At 47.5% G+C, this 463-nt stretch carries 3 tRNA genes; all 3 read right to left on the bottom strand.

Going from position 1 to position 463, the window contains the following annotated elements:
- Positions 1-12 precede the first annotated feature (12 nt).
- Positions 13-88 (bottom strand) — tRNA-Glu (locus H5087_RS20030).
- 92 nt (positions 89-180) lie between these two features.
- Positions 181-256 (bottom strand) — tRNA-Glu (locus H5087_RS20025).
- 94 nt (positions 257-350) lie between these two features.
- A tRNA-Glu gene (locus H5087_RS20020) sits at positions 351-426 on the bottom strand.
- Positions 427-463 lie beyond the last annotated feature (37 nt).

Here is a 463-nt window from a genome sequence, read left to right as displayed (position 1 = left end):
AAAATAAGTAAGTGGCGTCCCCAAGGGGATTCGAACCCCTGTTACCGCCGTGAAAGGGCGGTGTCCTAGGCCTCTAGACGATGGGGACACATAAATGTGTCACTAGGACAACTGAATTTTTAGACTCGTTTCAGGCGAGCTTTCTTAATAACACTACACTTCCCTATTAAAATAAGTAAGTGGCGTCCCCAAGGGGATTCGAACCCCTGTTACCGCCGTGAAAGGGCGGTGTCCTAGGCCTCTAGACGATGGGGACACATAAATGTGTCACTAGGACAACTGAATTTTTAGACTCGTTTCAGGCGAGCTTTCTTAATAACACTTCACTTCCCTATTAAAAAATAAGTAAGTGGCGTCCCCAAGGGGATTCGAACCCCTGTTACCGCCGTGAAAGGGCGGTGTCCTAGGCCTCTAGACGATGGGGACACATAAATGTGTCACTAGGACAACTGAATTTTTAGAC

The sequence above is a fragment of the Pseudoalteromonas sp. SR43-7 genome (genome assembly GCF_014163785.1).
Classification (GTDB): Bacteria; Pseudomonadota; Gammaproteobacteria; order Enterobacterales; family Alteromonadaceae; genus Pseudoalteromonas; species Pseudoalteromonas distincta.
The sequence above is the reverse complement of the archived record's forward strand: the minus strand, read 5'-3'. Positions and strand labels throughout refer to the sequence as shown.